This is a genomic window from Gordonia sp. PS3 (assembly GCF_041950545.1).
In the GTDB taxonomy this organism is placed as follows: domain Bacteria; phylum Actinomycetota; class Actinomycetes; order Mycobacteriales; family Mycobacteriaceae; genus Gordonia; species Gordonia sihwensis.
This window is the reverse complement of record NZ_CP169524.1, coordinates 3,006,394-3,029,296: the sequence shown is the minus strand read 5'-3', so window position 1 is coordinate 3,029,296 and position 22,903 is coordinate 3,006,394. Positions and strand designations below refer to the sequence as shown.

General features: G+C 68.3%; 26 protein-coding genes. 18 read left to right on the top strand and 8 right to left on the bottom strand.

The annotated features are described in order from the left end of the window. The first annotated feature begins 1 nt into the window (after position 1). Positions 2–757, top strand: a complete 756-nt coding sequence (locus ACE11G_RS13955) for a sulfite exporter TauE/SafE family protein (protein ID WP_045539344.1) — start codon at positions 2–4, stop codon at positions 755–757. 29 nt (positions 758–786) lie between these two features. On the opposite strand, the gene ACE11G_RS13950 is transcribed toward ACE11G_RS13955, so the two are convergent. Genes ACE11G_RS13950 through ACE11G_RS13940 form a run of 3 tightly spaced genes read right to left on the bottom strand, consistent with a single transcriptional unit; the run spans position 787 to position 2,797 of the window. Then, positions 787–1,488 (bottom strand): hypothetical protein, encoded by a 702-nt coding sequence (locus ACE11G_RS13950; RefSeq protein ID WP_006894677.1) that lies wholly within the window; start codon positions 1,486–1,488, stop codon positions 787–789. Continuing rightward, positions 1,485–2,411, bottom strand: a complete 927-nt coding sequence (locus ACE11G_RS13945; protein ID WP_045539342.1) for an ABC transporter ATP-binding protein — start codon at positions 2,409–2,411, stop codon at positions 1,485–1,487. Before ACE11G_RS13945 ends, ACE11G_RS13950 begins: the two co-directional genes overlap by 4 nt. Further along, positions 2,408–2,797 carry a GntR family transcriptional regulator gene (locus tag ACE11G_RS13940; protein ID WP_045539340.1) on the bottom strand — a complete coding sequence of 130 codons (390 nt, stop codon included), beginning with the start codon at positions 2,795–2,797 and terminating at the stop codon, positions 2,408–2,410. The genes ACE11G_RS13945 and ACE11G_RS13940 overlap by 4 nt, the downstream gene beginning before the upstream one ends. A gap of 96 nt (positions 2,798–2,893) precedes the next feature. Here ACE11G_RS13940 and ACE11G_RS13935 point away from each other — a divergent pair, with 96 nt between their 5' ends. The 4 genes from ACE11G_RS13935 to ACE11G_RS13920 all read left to right on the top strand — a co-directional run bounded on the left by ACE11G_RS13935 (position 2,894) and on the right by ACE11G_RS13920 (position 4,854). After that, the gene (locus tag ACE11G_RS13935) at positions 2,894–3,289 is read left to right on the top strand and encodes a YchJ family protein (protein WP_045539339.1); all 396 of its coding nucleotides are present in this window, start codon (positions 2,894–2,896) and stop codon (positions 3,287–3,289) included. Between the two features lie 148 nt (positions 3,290–3,437). Further along, positions 3,438–3,800 (top strand): helix-turn-helix transcriptional regulator, encoded by a 363-nt coding sequence (locus ACE11G_RS13930; protein ID WP_045539337.1) that lies wholly within the window; start codon positions 3,438–3,440, stop codon positions 3,798–3,800. Next, positions 3,797–4,291 carry an SRPBCC family protein gene (locus tag ACE11G_RS13925; RefSeq protein ID WP_278126327.1) on the top strand — a complete coding sequence of 165 codons (495 nt, stop codon included), beginning with the start codon at positions 3,797–3,799 and terminating at the stop codon, positions 4,289–4,291. The genes ACE11G_RS13930 and ACE11G_RS13925 overlap by 4 nt, the downstream gene beginning before the upstream one ends. Next, on the top strand, positions 4,288–4,854 hold the full coding sequence (locus ACE11G_RS13920) for a maleylpyruvate isomerase family mycothiol-dependent enzyme (RefSeq protein ID WP_006894684.1): 567 nt from the start codon (positions 4,288–4,290) through the stop codon (positions 4,852–4,854). The genes ACE11G_RS13925 and ACE11G_RS13920 overlap by 4 nt, the downstream gene beginning before the upstream one ends. An 18-nt stretch (positions 4,855–4,872) precedes the next feature. Here the strand turns inward: ACE11G_RS13920 and ACE11G_RS13915 are convergent, their stop codons facing one another. Beyond that, positions 4,873–5,472: a TIGR03086 family metal-binding protein gene (locus tag ACE11G_RS13915; RefSeq protein ID WP_278126330.1), complete on the bottom strand. Its 600-nt coding sequence runs from the start codon at positions 5,470–5,472 to the stop codon at positions 4,873–4,875. A gap of 103 nt (positions 5,473–5,575) precedes the next feature. On the opposite strand from ACE11G_RS13915, the gene ACE11G_RS13910 reads away from it, so the two are divergent. From ACE11G_RS13910 to ACE11G_RS13895, 4 genes are read left to right on the top strand one after another with little or no spacing between them, the layout of a single operon-like run. Continuing rightward, positions 5,576–7,027 carry a sigma 54-interacting transcriptional regulator gene (locus ACE11G_RS13910; RefSeq protein ID WP_375002594.1) on the top strand — a complete coding sequence of 484 codons (1,452 nt, stop codon included), beginning with the start codon at positions 5,576–5,578 and terminating at the stop codon, positions 7,025–7,027. 3 nt (positions 7,028–7,030) lie between these two features. Further along, positions 7,031–9,019 carry a VWA domain-containing protein gene (locus ACE11G_RS13905; protein ID WP_006894687.1) on the top strand — a complete coding sequence of 663 codons (1,989 nt, stop codon included), beginning with the start codon at positions 7,031–7,033 and terminating at the stop codon, positions 9,017–9,019. A gap of 6 nt (positions 9,020–9,025) precedes the next feature. Further along, complete coding sequence (gene mug, locus ACE11G_RS13900) at positions 9,026–9,604, top strand: G/U mismatch-specific DNA glycosylase (protein ID WP_006894688.1); 579 nt, start codon at positions 9,026–9,028, stop codon at positions 9,602–9,604. 30 nt (positions 9,605–9,634) lie between these two features. Beyond that, positions 9,635–10,297, top strand: a complete 663-nt coding sequence (locus ACE11G_RS13895) for a DUF1707 domain-containing protein (RefSeq protein ID WP_006894689.1) — start codon at positions 9,635–9,637, stop codon at positions 10,295–10,297. An 11-nt stretch (positions 10,298–10,308) separates the two neighbouring features. On the opposite strand, the gene ACE11G_RS13890 is transcribed toward ACE11G_RS13895, so the two are convergent. After that, positions 10,309–11,241 (bottom strand): AEC family transporter, encoded by a 933-nt coding sequence (locus tag ACE11G_RS13890; RefSeq protein ID WP_006894690.1) that lies wholly within the window; start codon positions 11,239–11,241, stop codon positions 10,309–10,311. Positions 11,242–11,446: 205 nt separating this feature from the next. On the opposite strand from ACE11G_RS13890, the gene rpmF reads away from it, so the two are divergent. After that, complete coding sequence (gene rpmF, locus ACE11G_RS13885) at positions 11,447–11,620, top strand: 50S ribosomal protein L32 (protein ID WP_006894691.1); 174 nt, start codon at positions 11,447–11,449, stop codon at positions 11,618–11,620. 100 nt (positions 11,621–11,720) lie between these two features. Here rpmF and ACE11G_RS13880 read toward each other — a convergent pair whose 3' ends face one another. Further along, positions 11,721–12,491 carry an SDR family oxidoreductase gene (locus ACE11G_RS13880; protein WP_006894692.1) on the bottom strand — a complete coding sequence of 257 codons (771 nt, stop codon included), beginning with the start codon at positions 12,489–12,491 and terminating at the stop codon, positions 11,721–11,723. Positions 12,492–12,649: 158 nt separating this feature from the next. Here ACE11G_RS13880 and ACE11G_RS13875 point away from each other — a divergent pair, with 158 nt between their 5' ends. The 8 genes from ACE11G_RS13875 (at position 12,650) to ACE11G_RS13840 (ending at position 21,147) form a co-directional block, all read left to right on the top strand. Continuing rightward, a complete protein-coding gene (locus ACE11G_RS13875) occupies positions 12,650–13,582 on the top strand; it encodes a diiron oxygenase (RefSeq protein WP_375002590.1) in 933 nt (310 codons plus the stop codon). A gap of 66 nt (positions 13,583–13,648) precedes the next feature. Then, positions 13,649–15,247: an FAD-dependent oxidoreductase gene (locus ACE11G_RS13870; RefSeq protein WP_375002588.1), complete on the top strand. Its 1,599-nt coding sequence runs from the start codon at positions 13,649–13,651 to the stop codon at positions 15,245–15,247. 70 nt (positions 15,248–15,317) lie between these two features. Continuing rightward, positions 15,318–16,001, top strand: coding sequence for a response regulator transcription factor (locus tag ACE11G_RS13865; RefSeq protein WP_006894695.1), 684 nt, complete (start codon positions 15,318–15,320; stop codon positions 15,999–16,001). A gap of 3 nt (positions 16,002–16,004) precedes the next feature. Then, on the top strand, positions 16,005–17,423 hold the full coding sequence (locus ACE11G_RS13860) for a HAMP domain-containing sensor histidine kinase (protein ID WP_045538918.1): 1,419 nt from the start codon (positions 16,005–16,007) through the stop codon (positions 17,421–17,423). A 91-nt stretch (positions 17,424–17,514) separates the two neighbouring features. Continuing rightward, positions 17,515–18,918 carry a trypsin-like peptidase domain-containing protein gene (locus tag ACE11G_RS13855; protein WP_045538916.1) on the top strand — a complete coding sequence of 468 codons (1,404 nt, stop codon included), beginning with the start codon at positions 17,515–17,517 and terminating at the stop codon, positions 18,916–18,918. Between the two features lie 73 nt (positions 18,919–18,991). Then, positions 18,992–19,513, top strand: a complete 522-nt coding sequence (locus ACE11G_RS13850; protein WP_006894701.1) for a molybdenum cofactor biosynthesis protein B — start codon at positions 18,992–18,994, stop codon at positions 19,511–19,513. A gap of 326 nt (positions 19,514–19,839) precedes the next feature. After that, the gene (locus ACE11G_RS13845) at positions 19,840–20,472 is read left to right on the top strand and encodes an MspA family porin (RefSeq protein ID WP_045538914.1); all 633 of its coding nucleotides are present in this window, start codon (positions 19,840–19,842) and stop codon (positions 20,470–20,472) included. A gap of 30 nt (positions 20,473–20,502) precedes the next feature. Continuing rightward, a complete protein-coding gene (locus ACE11G_RS13840; RefSeq protein ID WP_045538912.1) occupies positions 20,503–21,147 on the top strand; it encodes an MspA family porin in 645 nt (214 codons plus the stop codon). Between the two features lie 83 nt (positions 21,148–21,230). Here ACE11G_RS13840 and ACE11G_RS13835 read toward each other — a convergent pair whose 3' ends face one another. Both ACE11G_RS13835 and mscL read right to left on the bottom strand, forming a co-directional pair. After that, positions 21,231–21,914 (bottom strand): heme oxygenase (biliverdin-producing), encoded by a 684-nt coding sequence (locus ACE11G_RS13835; RefSeq protein ID WP_045538910.1) that lies wholly within the window; start codon positions 21,912–21,914, stop codon positions 21,231–21,233. 149 nt (positions 21,915–22,063) lie between these two features. Then, positions 22,064–22,870 (bottom strand): large conductance mechanosensitive channel protein MscL, encoded by an 807-nt coding sequence (gene mscL, locus ACE11G_RS13830; protein WP_375002583.1) that lies wholly within the window; start codon positions 22,868–22,870, stop codon positions 22,064–22,066. Positions 22,871–22,903 lie beyond the last annotated feature (33 nt).

Sequence of the window (22,903 nt, the reverse complement as noted above, 5' to 3'; positions counted from 1 at the left end):
CATGACGGTGATCGGGCTCCTCGCACTCGTGGCCGCGGGGTTCGGTGCGGGCGTGGTCGGCTACATGACCGGGCTGGCTTCTATCGTGAGCTATCCGGCGCTGCTCGCGGCGGGCTTGACGCCCCTGTCCGCCAATGTCACCAACACGGTGGCTCTGGTCGCCGTCGGTGTGGGGAGCTTCGCGAAGTCGGGCCGGGCGCTCACTGCCGACGACGGCGGCCGGTCGCTGCTGCGCTCGTCGCTGATGGCGCTGGCCGGCGGAATCGTGGGTGCGGCGTTGCTGCTGCTGGCGCCCGCCGCGGCGTTCGGATACGTCGTTCCGTACCTGGTGGCGCTGGCGTCGGTCGCGCTGCTGGCGCAGCCCGGTCTTCGACGGTGGATCGAGCACGGCTCCGACCGTCCGGTGGCCTGGCCGGTCGCGGTGTTCGTGGTGTCGATCTACGGCGGCTATTTCGGTGCGGGAGCCGGCGTGATCTTTCTCGCGCTCGCGCTGCTCCTGACGAGTCTGCCGCTGTGGCACTCCATGCTGCTGAAATCGGCGCTTCTGGGCGTCGCCAATGCGGTCGCGGCCGTCGCCTTCATCGTCTTCGGTCCGGTGCACTGGCCGGCGGCGGTGGCGATGGGCATCGGCTGTCTGCTCGGCGGCTGGATGGGGCCGTCGCTGGTCGCTCGGCTGCCTGCCCGGCCCCTGCGGATCGCGATCGGTCTGTGCGGTCTCGGACTCGCGGTATGGCTCGGCCTCCGTCCGGCCGGCTGAGCCGTACGCGTACCTGAGCCGTACGCGTCCTACGGAATCGCTCGCCGCAGAGTCGCGTACGAGACGCCCGACAGCGCCGCCACCAGGACGAGCCCGTAACCGCCTACCGCGACCGGCGTGAGACCGGTGAACCAGCGTCCGACGGCCGGCCAGCCGCCGCCGAGACTGATGCCCAAGATCGCGAGGGCGATCGCCGCGGCCAGACCGATGCCGATGAGGACCAGTGTCAGCATGCCGAACCGCTTGTACACGGTGGCGGCGAAGAAGCCGATGGTGAACGTGAGCATCGGCGCCATGAAGTACAGCAGGCCGGCGGCCGCGGGTCCCTGGTTCCAGATCCACGGCACCGCGAAGAAGTAGCCGTCGATCCCCCAACCGTCGGTGGCCTTCTCGATCAGGCCGCCGATCACGTACAGCACGGCGAGGCCGATGGACGCGAGGAGGGCGGTGAGGGTGGTCCCGAGATAGAACTCGCGACGAGTGACGCTCATGGCCTGGGAGAACGGGAAGGTCAGCGACATCGCCTGGATGCCGATCACGGCGAAGTACCAGAGGGGTGCCTGTGATGCGCCGCCGTAGATCGGGTCGGTGAGGTCGCTGACCGAGGCGTAGATCGCCCCGTAGATGATCAGCGAGATCGCGAACGCGGCGCCGAAGATCGTCAGCGGCAGCCAGACGAAGATCTTCTTGTTGATCAGTTGCATGCGGACGACGTTCGCTGTGCGGTTCATCGCGAGGCTCCCATCGGACGAGAGGTTGGCTCACGCCGGTCGGCGCGAGTGGTGAGACGGACGATCAGTTCCTGCATCGAGACCGGAGCGGTGGCGATGCCGCGGGCGGACAGTTCGGCCAGGTCGGTGTCCTCGAGTCGTCCCAGGACGGTCACCGAGGCGACGGAGCCGAGTCGGTCGCGGTGCAGTTCTTCGCGGTCGCCGATGAAGGCGTCGACGGCGGATTCGGCGCCGACCACGGTGAACGCCATGCCGCGGAGGTCGTCGGCCGACTCGTTCAGGACGAGCCTGCCCTCGTCGACCACGAGCACCTGCTCGACGAGGTTCGAGACCTCGTCGATGAGATGGCTCGACAGCAGAATGGTGCGGGGGAAGTCGCTGTAGTCCTCGAGGAGACGGTCGTAGAACAGTTGTCGGGCGACGGCGTCGAGACCGAGGTAGGGCTCGTCGAAGAAGGTCACGTCGGCGCGGGAGGCGAGGCCGATGATGACTCCGACCGCGGACAGCTGACCCCGGGAGAGCTTCTTGATGCGCCGGCAGTCGGGAAGCCGGAACTCCTCCACGAGGCGGTCGGCGAGTTCTTGGTCCCAGTTCGGGAAGAACAACCGTGCCATCTGGAAAGCCTGGGCCGGAGTGGAGTCCTCGGGGTAGCGCTGGCTCTCGCGTACGAAGCAGATGCGCGGCAGGACGTGCGTGTTCTCGTACGGGTCTTCGCCGAAGATCCGGGGCTCACCGGACGTCGCGAAGTTCTGAGCGGTGAGGATCGACATCAGCGTGGTCTTGCCCGCGCCGTTGCGGCCGAACAGCCCGCAGACGGTGTTCGCCGGAAGGTCGAAGCTCACGTCGTCGAGGGCGTTCGTCGATCCGTATCGCTTGGTGAGGCCTCGCGCGCTGATGGCGGGTGCGCTGGTCTGGCTGGTCATGGCCGGACTCCTTCCGACGGCTGATCGATGGTGGTGGAACGTTCGTGAATGAGGGCGACGACGTCGTCGGCGGTCAGGTTCAGCCGGCGTGACTCCACCAGCAGTGGAGTCACGAACCGGTCGGCGAAGGCCTCCCGGCGACGCACGCTCAACGCGGCGCGGGCCCCGGCGGCGACGAACATTCCCACGCCGCGCTTCTTGTAGAGGACGCCTTGGTCGACGAGCAGGTTGATGCCCTTCGCTGCGGTCGCGGGATTGATGCGGTAAAAGGCGGCGAGTTCGTTGGTGGAGGGCGCGCGAGTCTCCTCGGGCAGGGTGCCGTCGATGATCGAATCGGCAACGTGGTCGGCGACCTGCTGGAAGATGGCCCTCCCGTCGTCAATCATTGGACCGCCTCGGTTTCTTGGTTAATTACTCGACTAGCTAACCATGCAACCAGTCGTCGGAGGTTGTCAAGGGGTGCGGTGCGATAGGTTGGCCGAATGAGCGATCGGCGATGCCCGTGCGGTTCGGGAGAGGTGCTGACGGCGTGTTGCGGGCGCTACCTCACGGGCCTCGGTGTGGGGAGGCCGGCGCCGACGGCCGAAGCGTTGATGCGCAGCAGGTTCACGGCGTTCGCACTCGGTGACGAGGAGCACCTGCTCGCGACCTGGCATCCGGACACCAGGCCGGACGAGTGTGCGCCCGAATCCGGCACGCGCTGGCTGCATCTCCATATCGACGAGGTCGTGGACGGGTCGCCCTTTCATCAGACGGGCGTCGTCGCCTTCACTGCCGTCTTCCGCGACTCCGGAGGCCGCGGTGAACTGCACGAGCGCAGTAGATTCGTCCGAGTCGGCCGTGTCTGGCTCTACGTGGACGGCGTGCACGCGGTGTGAAGCGGCCGCCACGCGCTGTGAACGGGCTGCCGCGGCGTTCTCCTGCGACAGGCGGCAGTCGTCGATACTCAACCAAGGGGTTGACAACGCACCTCACGCGGCGTCTACTCGTAGACAACCATTTGGTTGAATAAGGAGGTCGACGGCGATGGCCGACGAGTTGTCTCTCATATTCGCGGCACTGGCGGATCCGACGCGTCGAGACATGGTCGCGCGTCTCACGGCCGCGGACGCGACCGTGGGGCAGCTCGCCGAACCCTACGACGTCAGCGTGCAGGCGATCTCCAAGCATCTGAAGGTGCTCGAAGAGGCCGGCCTGGTGACGCGCTCACGGGACGGGCAACGACGTCCGGTGCACCTGGAGACCGAGGTCTTCGACCTGATGGCCAAATGGATCGAACGGTATCGCCGCCGAGCGGAAGCGCGGTACCAGCGGCTCGACGCAGTCCTCGCAGAGATGACGGGCGCCGATGCCGCGCACTCCACCGACACCGAAGGGGCCGCATCATGAACACCGAGACCTATCCCGAAGCCGCGATCGACGCCGACCCGGCGCTGCCGATCATCCGGATCACCCGCGACTTCCGGGCCACACCGGCCCAACTCGCCAAAGCGCACCTCGACCCGGAACTTTTCATGCGGTGGGTGGGACCCGACGCCATCACCTCGCGCGTCGTGATCTGGGATGCCCGCAGCGGCGGCGAATGGCGGTACGTCTCCGAACACGAGGGGCAGGAGTTCGGGTTCCGGGGCTGCTTCCACACCGTCGGCGACGATCGCATCGTTCAGACTTTCACCTTCGAGGGCATGCCCGACGAGGTGTCGTTGGAGACCCTCCGCTTCATCGATCTGGGCGACGGGCGCACCCGATTGGAGGCGCAGTCGCTCTGCGACTCCATCGAGGTCCGTGACGCCTGGCTGCGGTCGGGTATGGAGGTCGGCGTGCGGGAGGGCTATGCGAAGCTCGACCGATTGCTCGCCGACGGCGAGGTCCGGACGTGAGCCGACTGAGCGGTCTCACGGCGTCCGATCGTCACCGCGTGGTCGCCTCCGACTTCGGTTCGCAGGCGGCCGCCACGGCCGACTGGGACGCGCCGTCGCCCGTCGACGGCTGGCGAGCACGGGACGTCGTCGCCCACCTCACCGGGTGGTTTCCGGCGTTTCTCGCCGACGGCGGCGTTCGGTTCGACGCGGCGCCGTCGGCCGACGATCCGGCCGCCGTCTGGTCGGCGCACTCGGCGCGCGTCCAGGAGCTGTTCATGCGCGACGACGTCGAGTTCTCGCACCCGAGGGTGGGCACGATGCCGCTGGCTGATGCCGTCGACCGCTTCTACACAGCCGACGTGTTCATGCACACCTGGGATCTCGCGCAGGCGAGCGGCCGTCGCCCGGACCTGGACGCGGAGTTCGCGGCGCAGTTGCTGGACGGACTGCGGGGGATGGAAGAGGTGCTGCGCTCGTCCGGTCAGTACGGTCCCGCGAAGACCGCACCGGCCGGCGCCGACCCAGTGATGCGCCTGGCGGCGTTCATCGGCCGCGACCCGCACTTCGCCGACGCCCGATAGCCGTCCGGAGCAGGGCCCTCAGGCGGACCAGTCCGGGTCCCGGCCGGCGAATCCGAGGATGTGGTCCGTCTCGTCGCGATCCGCGCCGACCTCGACGGGGGCGCCGAAAACGCCGGGCCTGCGGGTCACCTCGTCGGGGACGTGGGCGAAGACGTCGCGGATGAACTGGACGGCTGCGGCCGGGAACCGCACGCGCGAGCCGGTGGCCGCGGCGAGGTCCCAACCGTGCAGGTACAAGTCCACCGCGGGGAAGGACAGACCCTCCCTCACCGTCCGGCGTCCGACGGGGCTGTCGACCTCGCGGTCCAGATCGGTCACCTCGGCCAGGGCCTGACGGGCCTGTGCCGCTGCGGCCGCCCACCACACCGCCGGGTCGCCCTCGACCGCCGACGAGGGCGGATCGTGTCTGTTGAACTCGCGCTCGCCTCCGCGGAGTATGCGCGCGCCGACCAGTGCCGCCTCGCCCACGTGCCCGAGGACGTCCAGTGCCGTCCATCCGTCGCAGGGAGACGGAGCGGTCCAGCGGTCGGCGGGCACGGTCTCCACCACGCCGGTGAAGAAGGTCAGCCCGTTGTCGTAGGTGTCGAGGGAATCCCAGGGAGCGGTGTTCGAGGACATGATGCGAATCCTTCCGAAGAGGTGAGTAGAGCGTATCGACGAGCACTGACAGACCACGGACGAATTCGCCGCCTTCAGCGGGCGGGCCGGATCGGGAGGTAGCGTGGATGACGTGGCTGTCACCGATATCGACACTCCTGCACGGGCTCTCACCACCGTCGGCGAACTGCGTGCCTCCGGGCACGTGGAACGTGACGTCCGGGACGAGATCCGTAACAATCTGCTGACGGCGCTGCGCGCAGGCGACGACCCGTGGGACGGCATCGTCGGATTCGACGACACCGTGATCCCGCAGCTCGAACGCGCGTTGATCGCGGGGCACGACGTGGTGATGCTCGGTGAGCGCGGACAGGGCAAGACCAGGCTGCTGCGCACGCTGGCCGGGCTGCTCGACGAATGGACGCCGGTCATCGACGGCTCCGAACTCGACGAGCATCCGTACAACCCCATCCTGCCCGCCTCGATCCGGCGGGCCGCGGAGCTCGGTGACGCGCTGCCGGTGGCATGGCGGCATCGGAGCGAACGGTACAGCGAGAAGCTCGCGACCCCGGACACCTCGGTGGCCGACCTGGTCGGCGACATCGACCCGATGAAGGTGGCCCAGGGGCGGAGTCTTGGCGATCCGGAGACCATCGCATTCGGTCTCATCCCGCGGGCTCATCGCGGCATCATCGCGATCAACGAGCTGCCCGACCTCGCCGAACGGATCCAGGTGTCGATGCTCAATGTGATGGAGGAGCGAGACATCCAGGTCCGCGGCTACAGCCTGCGACTGCCCCTCGACGTCCTCGTGACGGCCAGCGCGAATCCCGAGGACTACACCAATCGAGGGCGGATCATCACTCCGCTCAAAGACCGGTTCGGTGCCGAGATCCGCACGCACTACCCGCTCGACCTGCAGGACGAGGTGGACGTCATCGAGCAGGAGGCCGACCTCGTCGCCTCGGTGCCGTCCTATCTGATCGAGGTGCTGGCGCGATTCACCCGCTACGCCCGCGAGCATCCGTCGATCGACCAGCGCTCGGGTGTGTCCGCGCGGTTCTCGATCGCCGGTGCGGAGACGGTGGCCGCGGCCGCGCTGCATCGTTCCGTGGTGGCCGGCGAGGAGTTCCCGGTCGCGCGACCGGTCGACCTGCACGCGGTGATCGAGGTGCTGCGCGGCAAAGTGGAATTCGAGTCCGGCGAGGAGGGGCGTGAGCTCGAGATCCTCGACTACCTGCTCCGCAAATCCGTCGCCGACACCGTCCGGGCCCACCTCGGCGGCGTCGACATGGCGCCGCTCGTCGCGGCGTTGGAGGCGGGCGAGGAGGTGCTCACCGGCGACCGCGTTCCCGCGGGCGACGTGCTGACAGCGCTCGGCGACACCGGCGCGGTGGCCGAGGTGATCGACGAGATCAGCCGGCGCCTGGACTCCACCGACGCCGCCGAGCGCGCCAGCGCCGCCGAACTGGCCCTGGAGGGGTTGTATCTCGCGCGCCGGATCGGCAAGGACACCGACGAGTACGGCCGCACCGCCTACCTGGTGGAACAGGTCGACGAGGACGACACGGCGTAGCTCATGAGCAGAAGGCGCTTCCACCGCTCGTCCTACCGGCGCTACACCGGCGGGCCCGACCCGCTGGCGCCGCCCGTCGACCTCCGCGACGCCCTGGAGGCGATCGGTGACGACGTGATGGCGGGATCCTCGCCCGACCGTGCGCTTCGCGAGTTCCTCCGTCGCGGGAGCGAGAACATGCGCGGGCTGGACCGGCTGGCGGAGATGGCGAACCGCAGACGGCGCGAACTGCTACGGAACCGGAACCTCGACGGGACGTTCGACGAGATCCGCGAACTGCTCGATTCGGCGGTGCTCAGCGAACGCAAGCAACTCGCGCGCGACCTCGACGACGACGCGCGGCTCGCCGAGATGCAGATCGAGAGCCTTCCGGCGTCGACGGCGCAGGCGGTCCGCGAACTCGCCGACTACGACTGGCGCAGTCCCCAGGCGCGCGCCGACTACGAGAAGATCTCTGACCTGCTCGGGCGCGAAGTGCTCGACCAGCGGTTCGCCGGAATGAAGCAGGCTCTGGAGGGCGCCACCGACGACGATCGTCGGCGCATCTCGGAGATGCTCGACGATCTCAACGACCTGCTCGCCGCGCACAATCGCGGCGAGGACACGAGCGAGCAGTTCGCCGAGTTCATGGACAAGCACGGCGAGTTCTTCCCGGAGGATCCGCGCAGCACCGAGGAGCTGATCGACTCCCTGGCGCGCCGGTCCGCCGCAGCGCAGCAGTTCTTCAACTCGCTGACCCCCGAACAGCAGGCGGAGCTCGCCGAACTGTCGCAGCAGGCCTTCGGTTCGCCTGCGCTGATGTCGCAGCTCGCGCAGATGGACGACGCGCTGCGTCAGGCGCGGCCTGACCTCGACTGGAACGGCGGCCAGGAGTTCTCCGGCGATCAGCCGATGGGACTCGGCGAGGGCGCGGCGGCGCTGCGCGATATCGCCGAGCTCGAGAACCTGGCAGAGCAGCTGTCGCAGGGATACGCGGGGGCGCAGCTCGAGGACGTGGACCTCGACGCCCTCGCGCGGCAACTCGGCGACGAAGCCGCGGCGGATGCGCGGACGCTCGCCGAACTCGACCGGGCGATGCGCGAGGAGGGCTTCTTCGACCGCGCCCCGGACGGTCAGACGAGGTTGAGTCCGAAGGCGATGCGCCGACTCGGGCAGGCGATCCTGCGTGACATCGCCCAGCAGTTGTCCGCACGCGGCGGCGACCGGCAGTCCGACCTCGCCGGCCGGCTCGGGGAGCCCACCGGAAGCAGCCGTGAGTGGCAGTTCGGCGACACCCAGCCGTGGAACGTCACCCGCACCGTCACCAACGCGGTGTTGCGCACCGTCGCCGAGGACCCGTCCGCGGCCGCTCGTCTCGCATCGGGCGACGGCGTGCGCCTCGACGTCGGTGACATCGAAGTGATCGAGACCGAGGCGCGGACCCAGGCCGCCGTCGTCCTCCTCGTCGACACCTCGTTCTCCATGGTGATGGAGGGCCGTTGGACTCCGATGAAGCGGACGGCATTGGCCCTCAATCAGCTCATCAGCACCCGGTTCCGCACCGACGAACTGCACTTGATCGAGTTCGGCCGCGTGGCCCGCGACACCACCGTCGACGTATTGACCGCGCTCGAGCCGCGGATGGAGCAGGGCACCAACCTGCACCACGCGCTGTTGCTGGCGCAGCGGCACCTCCGGCGGTTCCCGAATGCCCAGCCGGTGGTGCTGATCGTCACCGACGGTGAGCCGACCGCGCATCTGGAGCCGGACGGAGAGGACTTCTTCTTCTACCCGCCGCATCCGCGCACTATCGGGCTTACGGTGTCGGAGTTGGATCATCTCTCGCGCATGGGCACCCAGATCACGTTCTTCCGGCTGGGCGAGGATCCCGGCCTGGCGCGGTTCATCGACCGCATCGCGCGCCGGATCGGCGGCCGCGTCGTGGCGCCGGACCTCGACGGTCTCGGTGCGGCCGTGGTCGGGGATTACCTCCGGTCGCGACGGGCCCGGTAGCCGGCGGTGGGGTTCACCCGAGAGGAACTGCTCGACCGGATCGGTGCGACCGTTCCGGATCTGATCGGCTCCGACTGCCGGCTGCTGATCGCGGGCATCAATCCCGGGCTGTGGACCGCGGCGACCGGGGCCCACTTCGCCCGGCCCGGCAATCGCTTCTATCCGGCACTGCACGCCGCGGGCATCACCGATCACGTGATCGACGCATCGGCGGGGATGTCCGACGACGACGCCGCGGCGCTCACCGATGCCGGGATCGGCATCACCAATGTCGTCGCGCGGGCCACCGCGAAAGCCTCCGACCTGACTCGGGACGAGCTGCTGCGCGGCGGTCGGGAACTGGAGGCGACGGTGCTCCGGGTGCGGCCGCGCGTCCTCGCGATCCTGGGGGTCACCGCCTATCGCGCGGCGTTCGGGCGCCGCACGGCCGTGGTGGGCCGGCAGCCGGAGTCGATCGGCGGCGCCGAGCTCTGGGTACTGCCGAACCCGAGCGGGTTGAATGCGCACGAGACCGTCGAGACCCTGGCGGCTGCGTACCGGCGGGCGGCGGACGCGGCCGGGGTACGCGATCTGCGTCGCCGGTGAGCCGGGCGATTCTTGTCTAGGCTTGGGCAGATGAGCGACATCGAGCCCCGCACCTCCCGTGCTCCGCAGCCATCCGCCGGTGATGCCGCCGCGATGCTGGTCAGCGACGCCGACCGCGAACGCACTCATTCCTATCTATCGGCCGCGATGACGATGGGCGTGCTCACTCCGGAGGAGTACAGCCGGCGCGCCGGCGATGCCTCGGTCGCGCGGACGCGGGCCGATCTGGACGCATTGACTCGGGACCTGCCCCTCGATCAGCTCCGCTCGGTGGCCGCCGACGCCGCATTCGGCCAGACCCGCGTCAGTGCCTCCGGTGCCGATCCCGTCACGTCCGCGTCCGGCTTCTTCGGCGGAACCGAAGTCGGCGGGGGCGCGGTCGTGGGTGATCGACTGAAGGCCACCGCAGTGATGGGCGGCGTGGTGCTCGACCTGCGGAACGTCGAGTACACGGCGCCTGTGCTCACGGTGAAGTGCAAGGCGATCATGGGCGGCGTCGACATCGTGGTCCCGCCGGACGTCACCGTGGAGGTGCACGGGAGGGCTGTCATGGGCGGCTTCGACGGCAGCGCCGCCGGTCCCGGCGGCGAGGGCGCCCCGCGGGTGGTGATCACCGGGTTCTCGTTGATGGGCGGGGTCCGTGTGCAGCGGCGCGGCCGGGCCGACCGGCTCGGCCCCCGTCGTGCCCGCTGACGGCGGGCCGGTCAGGCCAGCGTGGCGGCGATCAGCGCGATGACGGGGATCGACAGGAGCGTGGTGATCAGGGCCGAGTCGCGGGCGAGGACCTCACCGCGCCGGTATCTGGTCGCGTAGACCAGGACGTTCTGCGCGGTCGGCAGGGCGGCGATCACGACCTGCGCGAACAACCGATGCCCGGTCATCCCGAATCCCCAGCGTGCGAGCGCGTAGGCGACGAGCGGCATCGCGACCACCTTCATCGCGGCGGCCAGCGCGACGTCTCGCCGCGGACTCTGGCCCTTCTTGAAGACGGTGACGCCGGTGAGCGTGAGACCGAAGGTGAGCAGCGCCAGCGGGACTGAGGCCTGCCCCAGCATGTCCAGTGGTTCCATCACGGCCTGCGGCGGATGCCATCCGGCCACCGAGACGATCAGGCCGATCACGCCGCCGACCAGGATCGGGTTCTTCAACGGCGTGGTCACCGTGCGCAGCGTCGAGGTCCGTCGCTCGGCCGACAGCGCGGTCAGATCGAGGGTCGCGAGGGCGACCGGGGAATAGAAGACGATCTGGAACAGCAGCAGGGGAGCGATGAACGACGCGTCGTCGAGCACGAAGATCGCGATCGGCAGACCCAGGTTCACGCTGTTGACGTACGAGGAGGACAACGCGCCGATCACGATCTCCGGTACGGCGCGGCGCAGCCAGAACCACGCGATCAGCGCGTAGACCGCGCCCACGGCGACGGCCGATGCCGAGGCGACCACGAGCGTGGACGAGAAGATCGCCGACAGATCGCTGGTGGCCAGAGAGTGGATGAGCAGTGCGGGTGTGCAGACGAAGAAGACGGTGCGCGCCAGCACCGCCGCCGCGTGTTCGCCGAGACTGCCCGTCCGGCCGAGAACGTAACCCAGGGCGACGACGATGAAGATGACGGTGAACCCCGAGATGACGCCAGACACCCGACGCATTATGCCCGCGGCGCCCGAACCCTCCGGTCACGACCTCGTCCGGGCCGCCGCGTTTTGCATCCGGGAGCCCGCGGCGGCTAACCTGGTCTGGTTGTGTGCCGCGGCCGCTGTGCCGTGGTGAGAAGACTTCAGCGGGTCTGGCGGGTCGGGAGACAGCCCGAGCCCACCCGCGCCAGGTAAGAGAAGGGCTGGAACCATGGCAGTACCCAAGCGCCGGATGTCGCGGGCCAACACCCGTAGCCGTCGTTCGCAGTGGAAGGCGGACAACGTCGCACTGCAGGAAGAGAAGATCAACGGTGTTTCGCAGCGCATCCCGCGCCGCCTGGTCAAGGCAGCGAAGCTCGGTCTGGTCGATCTCGACCGTCGCTGAGCGCGGCTGACACACAGACTTCAACGGCTGGGGCCGGCGAGAGATCGCCGGCCCCAGCCGTTTCGTCGTGGGGCCTGCGGAGGCTCCGTCTCGTCGGAGGCTACTGCGAGAGGATCTTGTTCACGCCGCGGTTGAGGACGTTGGGAATGAACTTGGCCGCGTTGCCCAGAACCGTGGTCTGCAGCCCCACCGAGTAGCTCGTGCGGCTCAGCACGCGGTCCGCGATGGTCGGATGAACCGATTCCCAGACCTTGTCGGCGACCTGTTCGGGGGTGATGCGGACACCGAGCGTCCTGGTTGATTTCGCATCGTTGTCGGCGAGCGCGGTCTTGGCCCACAGCGGCCAGATGCTCACGACGCGGATGTCGTCGGCCGCCCACTCCAACTCCAGCGCCTCGGTGAGGCCTGCGACGTAGAACTTGGTCGCGCTGTAGGTGGCGATTCCCGGCTGGCCGTAGATCGCGGATGCGGAGGCGATGTTCACCAGATGCGATCCCGGAGTCGCCTTGAGATACCGGTGGGCCGCCTGGGCGCCCAGGGTCACTCCCAGTGCGTCGATGTCGATCTGCGCCTTGATCGCGTCGGTCGAGATCTCGGTGAGGGGGCCCGCCACCAGGATCCCGGCGTTGTTGTCGAGCACGTCGAGGCGGCCGTCGGTGTGCGAGGTGAACTCGGCCAGTGCCGTCGACCACTGCTGCGGGTCGCGGACGTCGAGGTGACCGGTGATGAAGTCGGGGTGCTCCTCGCGGACGGCGGCCAGCGCCTCGTCGCTGACGTCGTAGACGCCGACCGTCCAGCCTTCGAGGGCGAATCGCTCGGCGGTCGCGAGGCCGATGCCCGCGGCACCGCCGGAAATGAAGATCGAAGGCATGACTCTGGATTCTCCCCACTGTGACCTGCGAGGACGCCCCTCGCATTGATATTACTCTCCGGTAGGAACTCTAGACCGTTTACGTCGCAGGACGCGAGTGTTACCGTGACAATGATTGTTGTTACAAGATGCGATGGAACAATGTACCGGAGGTCAACATGACGGCAGCGATCGAACGGGAGAACGCGGGCGACAACCTGATCAGCCTGCAGGACTCGGGTGCCGAGCAGGTGTCCGAACGGTTGCTGCGATCGGCCGCCCGGCTCTCGCGCAATGCGATGACCGAGATCGACTGGTCGTTGCCGATGGATCCCGACAAGTACGGATGCAGCCCGGAGTGGTCGTCGCTGTACGGCACCGACTACTGGGACGAGCTCACCCACGAGCAGCGAGTCGATCTGACGCGTCACGAGTTCGCGTCGATCATGAACATCGGCATCTGGTTCGAGATGATTCTGCAGGAGATGGTTCTGCGCGATCAGTACGTCGGCGACTACCACTCCTCCGAGTTCCAGTTCGCGCTGGTGGAGATCGCCGATGAGTGCCGGCATTCGCTGATGTTCGCCAAGGCGTCGGAGAAGATGGTCGGCACTTCGTATCATCCGCACCCGAAGATCGCCCAGTTGGGCAAGTCTTTCAAGCTCCTTGCGCGCAACGAGGTCGCCTATGCGGGCATTCTCGTCGCCGAGGAGGTTCTCGACGTGTTCCAGCGCGGATGCATGCGCGACGAGCGGGTGCTCCCCTTCATCCGGACCGTCAACGAGATCCACGTTCTCGAGGAATCCCGGCACATGAAGTTCGCGCGCGAACAGGTGCGTGAGTCGGTCGACGGGATCGGCTGGGCCCGCAAGCAGTTCAGCGCGCTGTCGGTGGCGGCGGGCGCGTACCTCATCGTGAGCAGTCTGATCCAGCCGAAGGCCTACGCCGATGCGGGTCTCGACGTGAAGCGTGCGCTGGCCGAGCGCCGCGACAACGGACACTTCCACTCGATGATCCGCAGCAGCTGCGGTCACCTCATGGAGTTCCTCGACGAGGTGGGCCTGCTGACCAAGCCGGCCATGCACTACTACCGCAAGGCGCACATGATCTAGCGGCGGATCGATCGCCGGACCCGCTTCCCGACCAGCCCGGACGCGCTCGAAGTAAAGGGGCACTCGTTGTCGTTCGTCATCACCCAGTCCTGCTGCAGCGACGCCGCCTGCGTGTCGGTGTGCCCGGTGAACTGCATCCACCCGACGCCGGAGGAACGGGGTTTCGGCACCTCCGACATCCTGCACATCGACCCCGACGCGTGCATCGACTGCGGAGCATGCGCCGACGCGTGCCCGGTCAATGCGATCTTCCCGGCCGACCGGCTCGGTGAGCGCGACGAGATCTTCGCCGACATCAACGCCGCCTACTATCGCGACAACCCCGATGTCTCGTCCGGCTGGACCGATGTGGTGTACCCGGAGATCCCGCGGTTGCCGCGCGATCTGCGGGTCGCGATCGTCGGCACGGGCCCGTCGGGCGGATACGCCCTGCGGACGGTGCTGAACCGGACGGACGCGCAGGTGACGGTGTTCGACAAGCTGCCCACACCGGGCGGATTGGTCCGCGCGGGCGTCGCGCCCGACCATCCGAGCACCAAGGACGTCATGAAGACCTTCGACATCCTGTACCGGGACCCGCGGGTCACGATGGCCACCAATGTCGAGATCGGCCCCGATGTACGGGCCGGTCAGATCACGCCGGGCGAACTGGCGCACCACTTCGACGCAGTCTTCTACGCGACCGGTGCATCGCAGGCCCGCCGCCTCGGGATCGCCGGCGAGGATCTGCCGGGCAGTACGTCGGCCACCGAACTGGTGGCCTGGTACAACGCCGTGCCCGGCGCTTCGGGTCCGAACATCCCGGTCGACGGCAGCGGCCGGGCCGTGATCGTCGGGACGGGCAACGTCGCGCTCGACATCGCCCGCATTCTCGTATCGCCGCCGGAGGCACTGGCGGTCACCGACATCGCCGACCGTGCGCTCGACCTCCTGCGCAGGCAGGACATCCATGAGGTGGTCCTGCTCGGCCGGCGAGGTCAGGACGCCGCGGCGTACACCGCGGCCGAGTACCGCGCGCTGTCGGTGCTTCCCGGCGTGGAGGTGGTGGTGCACGACGGCACGGCCTCGCTCGACCCGCTGCCCGACCTGCCGCCCGACCTCTCGGGACCCGCGTCCTACGACCGCCGCCGGATCGTGTTCCTCTTCAACACGGTCCCCGAGGCCGCACACGGAGACGGCGCGCTGCAGTCGGTCTCGGTGAACACCGGCGGACGCTCGTACCGCATCGCCGCAGATCTGCTGGTCCGATCGATCGGTTACCGGTCCGTACCGGTCGGCGGGCTTCCGTTCGACACCGAAGCGGGCCGGTTCCCGGTGCGCGAGGGCCGAATCGTCGACGCCGAGGGCATGCCGATTCCCGGTGCGTACGCCGTCGGCTGGGCCGCCCGCGGATCCACCGGCGGTATCGGCTCCAACAAGTTGCACGCCATCGACACGGTCGAGGCGTTCATCGAGGACGCCGCATCCGGTCTGCGTCGCGCAGGCGGTACCGCCGAGGAGTTCAGTGCACTGTTGCGGCGCAGGCGACGTCAGGCGATCGGCTACCGGGGGATCGCGGCGATCGACCGGCGCGAGCGCGAGCTGGGCGCCCGTCAGGGGCGTCCCCGGGTGAAGTTCACCGAGGTGGCCGACATGCTGGCGGCGGCGGGACGGCGGCGTCGCTGAGCGCGACCGAATCGCGCCGAACGGCGTGTTCGCTCAGTCGAATCTCAGTTGTGGATATAAGACTGTAACCATGCGCATCCTGGTGGTGGACGACGATCGTGCGGTCCGCGAATCGCTCCGACGGTCGCTCAGCTTCAACGGATACTCGGTCGAGACCGCGGGCGACGGGCTGGAGGCGCTGGAGAAGGTGATCGCCGATCGCCCGGACCTGATGATTCTGGACGTGATGATGCCGCGTCTGGACGGTCTCGAGGTGTGCCGGCGACTCCGGTCGGCGGGCGACGACCTGCCGATCCTCGTGCTCACGGCCCGCGATTCGGTCTCGGAGCGGGTCAGCGGGTTGGACGCGGGCGCCGACGACTACCTGCCCAAGCCCTTCGCACTCGAGGAACTGCTGGCCCGGTTGCGGTCGCTGCTGCGCCGCACCACCCGGGACGAGGAGGAGAGCGAGGCGGTCTCCTTCGCCGACCTCACCCTCGACCCCGTGACCCGCGAGGTGACCCGCGGCGAGCGCCAGATCAGCCTCACCCGCACGGAGTTCGCGCTGTTGGAGATGCTGATGAGCAACCCGAAGCGGGTGCTGACCCGCAGTCGCATCCTCGAGGAGGTGTGGGGCTACGACTTCCCGACCTCCGGCAACGCGCTGGAGGTCTACATCGGCTACCTGCGCCGCAAGACCGAGGCCGACGGCGAGCCGCGCCTGATCCACACCGTGCGCGGCGTCGGATACGTTCTGCGCGAGGGCACACCGTAGCCGATGCGTGGTCCGTTCCGCCTGACGCGCGCGGTCTCACTGCGACGCCGCGTCGCGCTCCTGGCCGCCGCGGTGGTCCTGCTGTCGGCGGTGCTGATGGCCGGAGCCGCGTACTTCGTGGTGTCGCGCGCGATGTACAACGACGTCGACACCCAACTCGTCGCCCGTGCCGACGGTCTCACTGCCCTCGCCAAGCTCGGCCGGCTGAGCAACGGTCCCGAGGCGCTGGTGGCGGGCACCGTGTTCTCCACGTCCATCTCGATCGCACTGATCGAGCAGGACGGCCGCGCCATCATGGTCGGCGACGTCCCCTTCGGGGATCCGGAGAAGGATGTGGCGAAGTCGACCAATCCGCCGGGCAAGCTCAATCAGAGTCTGCGAACCACCGCCAACCACCGGGTGCTGGCGCGCAAACTGTCCGACGGCAGCACGCTGGTGTTGGCGCAGTCGCTGGACCGGACGGACGCGGTCCTCGGCCGGCTCGGCTCGGTGCTGTTCATCGTCGGCGGAGCGGGGGTGGCCTTCGCCGCGATCGCCGGAACCGCGGTGGCCCGCACCGGACTGCGCCCGGTCACCCGTCTCACGGCCGCGGCCGAACGCGTCGCACGAACTCAAGACCTCACGCCGATCCCGGTGACCGGCAAGGACGAACTCGCGCGGCTCACCGAGAGTTTCAACACGATGCTGCGCGCGCTCGCCGAGTCGCGCGACAAGCAGGCCCGTCTCGTCGCCGACGCCGGACACGAACTCAAGACTCCGCTCACCTCGCTGCGCACCAACCTCGAACTGCTCATCGCCTCATCGGCACCGGGTGCACCGCCTGTACCCGCGGCCGACATGGTGGAACTGCGCTCGGATGTGATGGCGCAGATCGAGGAACTGTCGACCCTGGTCGGCGATCTCGTCGATCTCGCGCGCGACGACGCGCTGGAGGCCGTGCACCAGGAGGTCGCCCTCGAAGACGTCATCGACGCCGCACTCGAGCGGGTCCGGCGCCGGCGCGCCGACATCGACTTCGACGTGGAAACCGTTCCGTGGTTCGTCTTCGGTGAGGAGCACGGCCTCGCGCGGGCGGTGCTGAACGTGCTCGACAACGCAGCGAAGTGGAGTCCGCCTGGCCGCACCGTGCACGTGCGGCTCCATCAGGTGGGACCGGCCAGTGCCGAGCTGACGGTGGCCGACGCGGGGCCGGGCATCGCCCCGGAGGATCGCGAGATGGTGTTCGAACGGTTCTACCGCGCCGACGCGACTCGATCGATGCCGGGTTCGGGCCTCGGCCTGGCGATCGTGCGGCAGGTTCTCACCCGTCTCGGGGGCTCGGTGGTGGCCGAGGGATCCGACCAGGGAGGTGCGCTGATTCGCATGCGGATACCCGGTCTGCCGCACCATACTGAGCCCGATCCGATCGTCGTGAGACGCTGACGATCGTTCACAGGTACTCGGCAGGAACCTCGCAGTAACTCGGCAACGGGGACTGAGCGGCTTCACAGAATGGTGCAATAGGGTCTAATCCATGACCAACGGCGAACACCCCGGCAACGACGATTGGCGTCAGGTCCCCGGAGATCCGAATCAACCTCCGACCGGCGGACTTCCCACGAATCCCTACGGCAGTGCGGACGCTGGAAACCATTCACCGGGCTCGCCGTCGAACCCGCCCAGCGGTCAGTTCCCGTCGCCGCCTCCGGGAGCGACCGGCCCGCTCGGTCAGTACCCGCGGCCCGATCAGCCGACCGCGCCGTACTACCAGCAGCAGCCGGGCGGAACCGCACCGCTAGGGCAGATGCCGCAGGCGCCCGGATCGTCGGCCGACATTCCGCCGGCACGGTCGAACGGGGGTCGCAAGCTTCTCATCGGCGCCGTGGCCGTCGCGCTCCTCGCGGGCGGCGCGGGAGGAGCGATCGGCGCCTCGGTCGCGGGCGGTTCGAACAAAGACGGATCGTCGACGTCGAACGTCGTCGCCTCCGGACCCACCAACACCGCGCAGCCCAGTGCCGCGCCGGGTTCGGTGCAGGCCACCGCGGCCCAGGTCCTCCCGTCGGTCGTCTCGATCACCGTCGAGGTCGGGAATCAGGTCGGATCGGGCTCGGGCGTCATTCTCAGCGACAACGGCGTGATCCTGACCAACAACCATGTCATCAGCGCCGGCGGCGGTAAGCCCGCGGACAAGATCCTGGTCAGCTTCTACGACGGCAGTCGAGCGATGGCGAAGGTGCTCGGCACCGATCCCACATCCGACATCGCGGTCATCCAGGTCGACAAGACCGGTCTGCGGCCGATCACCATCGGCTCGTCGGCCAACCTCTCGGTGGGCCAGGAGGTGATCGCCGTCGGGTCGCCGCTCGGACTCGAAGGGACGGTCACGACCGGCATCATCAGTTCCCTGAACCGGCCGGTGTCCACCTCCGGCGCCGACGGTTCGGTGGAATCGGTGATGGACGCCATCCAGACCGACGCGGCGATCAACCCGGGCAACTCCGGCGGCGCACTCGTCAACGCCAACGGTGCGTTGATCGGCATCAACACCGCCATCGCGACCGTGAACGGCGGCACCGAGCAGCAGTCCGGCAGCATCGGCCTGGGTTTCGCGATTCCCGTGGACCAGGCGATGCGGATCGCGAACGCGCTGCGCTCGGGCGGCCGTGTCCAGCAAGCGAGCCTCGGCGTCAACGTCCGGCCCAGCAGCGACGTGACGCAGCCGGGCGCCCAGGTGGTGAATGTGGTCGGCGGCGGTGCCGCCGATCAGGCGGGAATCCCGAAGGGCGCGGTCATCACGCAGGTCGAAGACCGCAAGATCGCTTCGTCGGACGCGCTCGTCGCCGCTATCCGTTCCTATGCTCCGGGGGATACCGTGAAGATCACGTACGTCGTCAACGGGCAGACCAAGACCGTCGACGTGAAGCTGGGCGCCAGCTGATCGGCACCGGGCGCCCGGAGGACAAGCCACACACGAGCGCCGCGACGGCGGTGCACTCGAGGAAGGTCGAATCATGATTGACGCCGCAGAAGCCGAAGCCGAAGCCGTGGTCCAGGGCATCGTGACGCCGCGGGCCCTGGTGGTGGTGATCGACGACCGCGCCGTCGGCGGGGAGGATCACGATCTGCTGGGGCCGCTGGTGGTGGAACTGCTCGAGGAGGCGGACTTCCACGTCGACGCGACCACCACGGTCTCCGGCGACGAGGTGGAGATCCGGAACGCGATCAACACCGCCGTGATCGGCGGCGTCGATCTCGTCGTCTCGGTCGGCGGTGTCGGGGTGGGGCCGCGGGACGTGACGCCCGAGGCGGCCGAGCCCCTGCTCGATCGTCGGCTGGCCGGCATCGAGGAGGCCATTCGCAGTTCGGGACTGTCCGCGGGCGCTACCGACGCGGGGCTCTCGCGCGGACTCGCCGGCATCTCGGGGCAGACGGTCGTGGTCAATCTCGCCGACTCCCGCGCGGCCGTCCGTGACGGCATGGCGACGCTGATCCCGTTGGCGCATCACGTCATCGCCGCGATCAGTGAGTTCTGAGACGTCTTCGGCCGACCGGTCGGAGGAGGAGGCGTGGCGTCGCAAGCGGCGCCTCGACGCCGTCTTCGGCGATGAATTGCCCGAGGTCAGGACCGACCCGGGCGAAGACGCGCATTCCGGGCGTGGTCGTCGTTGGTACGACGAGAACCGGCCCCCACACCATAACTAGCGGGTAAGTGACCCTTCTCACGTGAAATCCGGCAATCCTCTCCGGCGCCGAGCGGCGACTGTGCGGCTGGGTTAATCTAAGCCGCGGCTGAGAATCCATTATCTGCCGCACAGTCTTAAGCCGACCGTGGTGTCGGTCACGTTGAAGGGTGATACGTGTGAAGTTCAGTGGTGTCGGTAAGCGCCGCGCTGCAGCCCTGGCTGCAGTCGCGCTCACCGCAGTAACCGGAGCAGTAGTCGGAGCAGGTCAGGCTGACGCAGGTCGTCTGCCGGGTGGCCGCACCAAGGCTGTCGGTGTCGACGGCCAGGTGGTGGAGATCTCGCGCAGCGGCGAGAGCAGCCGGATCATGCCGTCGTTGGCCGCCAACGGTGCGGGCCGCGCGGCCGCCGTGTCGGGAACCTACAAGACGACCTTGAGCAAGGGCACCGGTGTCATGACCGTCGGTTACCTGGTCGGTTGCCAGGTGAACCTGACGGGCTTCACCGGCACGCTCAGCGGATCGTTCGACCTGTCGGGAGGCGTGTCCGGTAGCGGTTCGCTGTCCGTGCCGCTGGCTCCGGGCCAGGTCGTGTACGCCAAGACGGACAAGATCAGCCTCAAGAAGAGCAAGGGCACGATCATGGTCGACAGCTTCTCGATCGACGTGCAGCAGTGCGGCGGGTACGCCTCGGCGCGCTCGGTGGTCCAGGTGGTCGCGGCCGACGGCTACGACGCCGAGGAGAAGTCCCTGTCCGGCAACAGCGGTTACGTGCAGGCCAACCTGCTCGGCACCCCGTTCAGCCTCGGCTGACCCGAGATCACAGACTCACGAGGTAGAAGAATGAACAAGCGCGTAGTCCGCGGTCTCACCGCGTCCGCAGCACTCGCCGGCGCCGTCGCCGCCGGCGCCACGCTCGCCGCTCCGGCCAATGCCGTCGCACTGCCGAGCGTCTCGAAGACCAAGTCGCTGCCCGAGGGCAGCGTCACCATCAAGCTGTACGGCGAGTCGGCCAGGATCGGCCGCGCCGTCACCAGCACCCCGCTTTCCCGAGAGGTCTTCGTCTCCGGCAAGGTCAGCGTCAAGACCACCGGCGGCGTCAAGGGCGGCAGTGTCAATGCCGGCTACATCGTCGGTTGCCAGGTCAACTTCGGTGCCGACATGGGCGCCACCGGCAAGATCACCGGCAGCATCCCGGATCAGACGGTCACGCTAGACCCGAAGGCATTCGGGGGCACGGGCGGCATCAAGCTGTCCCCGGGCAAGGCTGTCTACACGCCGGTCATCCATTCCGTGGTCGACGACTACGAGACCAACGCGTTCACCTTCAAGAACGCTCAGGGCGGCGTCGCCTACAGCAACGAGCGCTTCGGCGTCGACGGCTGCGCGGGCTACGCCCAGGCGCGTGCCAAGGTGACCGTCCGCGTCTCCACCGACACTTACGTCGGCAACGTGACGCTCTACGGCAAGCCGTTCAGCATCGGCTGACCGAGCACCAGGCGAAAAGGGCCGCGACCTCCGAGGAGGTCGCGGCCCTTTCCTGTGCCGGTGGCTTTCGAGCCGGGCGCCGGTCAGCGGCGGTAGTCGTCCAGCAGGCCGACCAGTTCGGCGAAGAGTTGCTGGTTGAGTCGGAAGGCCACCCGGACCTCGTCGACGATGCGCTCGCGGTCGGCGGCGCTGAGCGAATCGCCGATCGCGTCGAGCTTGGCCCGGTACGCGTCCTTGTAGGGCTTGTTCGCGGTGGCGAGCTCGAAGGAGTACATCGAGACGCCCTCGCCGCCGAGCTCGAACTCCCGGTCCAGGAGGCGGCCGATGGCCTGGCCGCCGGACAGGTCGCCGAGGTAGCGCGTGTAGTGGTGAGCCACCAGATGGCCACCCCGCGACGCGGATTCGGTGATGCGCGCGGCATAGGCGTCGGCGGCCGGAGAGTCGACCGGCTCGGGAACGATGCCCCCGCGCGCGCTCCAGTGAGCCAGATCGGCGTCGATCGTCGCGACCCGCTCCAGCGCCGGGTCGTGGACCAGTGACACCTGGGGGTCGTCGGCGAGGGCACGCGATGCGCGCTCGAGCGCGTCGTACACGATGCGCAGGCGCTGCAGGTAAGCGATGTACCCAGCCTCGTTGATCCGGCCGGCCAGCAGCTCAGAGATGAACTCGGAGTTCTCGGCCTGCTCGTGCTCGGAGGACGATCCCTGCTTCATCTGCTCCGACAAGCGGAGGTCTGCCGCGAGGTCGGGAGATGCGGTGGTCGGCATAACGTCCCCTTCAGAGATCGAGTTAAAGGCAAGGCTAAGGTAACAATTTCGCGTCGTACACGCGAGTCGGAGTGCCCGAAAACGACGCACGGCACCCGCCCCGCGGCGGGTGCCGTGCGTCTCGTCGAGAATTCGGTCTCGTCGATGAGTCAGCGTGAGTGACGCGGCGCGTCACCGGGATTCTGACCCGGAGGCGGCGGGTACTGGCCCGGAGCGTACTGACCCTGGGGCAGATTGCCCGGAGGCGGGTACTCGCCCGGCGCCGGATTCGGGGTCGGAAAGCCTCCGGTCGGCGGGCCGGACGGCGGCGTGAAACCCTGGTGCCCCGGCTGCTGCTCGTGCTGCGGGTGGGCCTGCGGCGGAGCCTGCTGCGCCTGAGGCGGGATGTTCATGGTCTGCGTCCGATCGCCGTAGCCGGGTGACGGGGGAGGCGCCATCGGCGCAGGCGGCGTCGGTGCCGGCTCGCGGTTCGCGCGATCGGCGGCAGCCATCTCCGCCTCCTTCGCGGCCTTCTCGGCTTCGTCGCGCTCCTTGGCGTCGGGGTCGAGGGCATTTCGGATCTGCGTCAGCAGGACGATCTCGGGATCCGGATCCTCCTCCTTGTCCTGGAGCTTCCGGAGTTCCTGCAGCTTGTTGTACGGAACGACGATCAGGAAGTAGACCACCGCGGCGACGATGATGAAGTTGATGACCGCGGAGATGACGGCACCGAAGTCGAGGAAGGTCGCGGGGTCGTCGGACTTGATCGAGAATCCGAACCCGCAGATCTGGGCGGGGCCACTGGCGGCGCCGTCCGCGGTGGGGCAGTCGCCGCTGGGAATCGTGGCGAGGAGGGGATTGATGATCTTCTCGGTGAATGCGGTGACAATCGCCGTGAACGCCGCACCGATGATCACCGCTGTGGCCAGTTCGACCACATTGCCCCGCATTATGAAGTCTTTGAAACCTTTGAGCACGCGCGTCCCCTCTGATCTTGGTGCTATTGCTGG

What these genes read in the sequence shown, in the direction of transcription:
- ACE11G_RS13955 (WP_045539344.1), top strand. Translation starts at nt 2, where the DNA reads ATGACGGTGATCGGGCTCCTCGCACTCGTGGCCGCGGGGTTCGGTGCG.
- ACE11G_RS13950 (WP_006894677.1), bottom strand. Translation starts at nt 1,488, where the DNA reads ATGAACCGCACAGCGAACGTCGTCCGCATGCAACTGATCAACAAGAAG.
- ACE11G_RS13945 (WP_045539342.1), bottom strand. Translation starts at nt 2,411, where the DNA reads ATGACCAGCCAGACCAGCGCACCCGCCATCAGCGCGCGAGGCCTCACC.
- ACE11G_RS13940 (WP_045539340.1), bottom strand. Translation starts at nt 2,797, where the DNA reads ATGATTGACGACGGGAGGGCCATCTTCCAGCAGGTCGCCGACCACGTT.
- ACE11G_RS13935 (WP_045539339.1), top strand. Translation starts at nt 2,894, where the DNA reads ATGAGCGATCGGCGATGCCCGTGCGGTTCGGGAGAGGTGCTGACGGCG.
- ACE11G_RS13930 (WP_045539337.1), top strand. Translation starts at nt 3,438, where the DNA reads ATGGCCGACGAGTTGTCTCTCATATTCGCGGCACTGGCGGATCCGACG.
- ACE11G_RS13925 (WP_278126327.1), top strand. Translation starts at nt 3,797, where the DNA reads ATGAACACCGAGACCTATCCCGAAGCCGCGATCGACGCCGACCCGGCG.
- ACE11G_RS13915 (WP_278126330.1), bottom strand. Translation starts at nt 5,472, where the DNA reads ATGTCCTCGAACACCGCTCCCTGGGATTCCCTCGACACCTACGACAAC.
- ACE11G_RS13905 (WP_006894687.1), top strand. Translation starts at nt 7,031, where the DNA reads ATGAGCAGAAGGCGCTTCCACCGCTCGTCCTACCGGCGCTACACCGGC.
- ACE11G_RS13895 (WP_006894689.1), top strand. Translation starts at nt 9,635, where the DNA reads ATGAGCGACATCGAGCCCCGCACCTCCCGTGCTCCGCAGCCATCCGCC.
- rpmF (WP_006894691.1), top strand. Translation starts at nt 11,447, where the DNA reads ATGGCAGTACCCAAGCGCCGGATGTCGCGGGCCAACACCCGTAGCCGT.
- ACE11G_RS13880 (WP_006894692.1), bottom strand. Translation starts at nt 12,491, where the DNA reads ATGCCTTCGATCTTCATTTCCGGCGGTGCCGCGGGCATCGGCCTCGCG.
- ACE11G_RS13875 (WP_375002590.1), top strand. Translation starts at nt 12,650, where the DNA reads ATGACGGCAGCGATCGAACGGGAGAACGCGGGCGACAACCTGATCAGC.
- ACE11G_RS13865 (WP_006894695.1), top strand. Translation starts at nt 15,318, where the DNA reads ATGCGCATCCTGGTGGTGGACGACGATCGTGCGGTCCGCGAATCGCTC.
- ACE11G_RS13860 (WP_045538918.1), top strand. Translation starts at nt 16,005, where the DNA reads ATGCGTGGTCCGTTCCGCCTGACGCGCGCGGTCTCACTGCGACGCCGC.
- ACE11G_RS13855 (WP_045538916.1), top strand. Translation starts at nt 17,515, where the DNA reads ATGACCAACGGCGAACACCCCGGCAACGACGATTGGCGTCAGGTCCCC.
- ACE11G_RS13850 (WP_006894701.1), top strand. Translation starts at nt 18,992, where the DNA reads ATGATTGACGCCGCAGAAGCCGAAGCCGAAGCCGTGGTCCAGGGCATC.
- ACE11G_RS13840 (WP_045538912.1), top strand. Translation starts at nt 20,503, where the DNA reads ATGAACAAGCGCGTAGTCCGCGGTCTCACCGCGTCCGCAGCACTCGCC.
- ACE11G_RS13835 (WP_045538910.1), bottom strand. Translation starts at nt 21,914, where the DNA reads ATGCCGACCACCGCATCTCCCGACCTCGCGGCAGACCTCCGCTTGTCG.